General features: G+C 79.2%; 1 protein-coding gene. It reads left to right on the top strand.

Going from position 1 to position 361, the window contains the following annotated elements:
* Nucleotides 1-361, top strand: a 361-nt coding sequence (locus CQZ88_RS32255) for an AMP-binding protein (RefSeq protein WP_258008881.1), incomplete at both ends; no start/stop codon positions are given.

Here is a 361-nt window from a genome sequence, read left to right on the forward strand (position 1 = left end):
CCCTGCCGGACCTGCTGCGCGCCACCGCCGCCGCGCACCCCGACCGGGAAGCCCTGCGCGAGGGCGACACCGCGCTGACCTACCGCGAACTCGACGCCCGCTCCGACGCGCTCGCCGACGAACTGCGCGCCGCCGGCGCCGGCCCCGGCACCGTCGTGCCCATCGACCGGCCCCGCGGCCTCGAGTACGTGCTGCGGCTGTGGGCGATCACCAAGACCGGCGCCGCGTTCATCGGCGCCCCCGACGCGGCCGGCCCGGCGCCGGCGAATGTCGCGTACGTCGTGTCGACCTCGGGCTCGACCGGGGCGCCCAAGCGCGTCGCCGTCACCCACGCCGGCCTCGCCCCGCTCGCCGCCGAGGC

Origin of the sequence: Rhodococcus sp. ENV425, assembly GCF_002887785.1 — a bacterium.
In the GTDB taxonomy this organism is placed as follows: Bacteria; Actinomycetota; Actinomycetes; order Mycobacteriales; family Mycobacteriaceae; genus Rhodococcus; species Rhodococcus aetherivorans.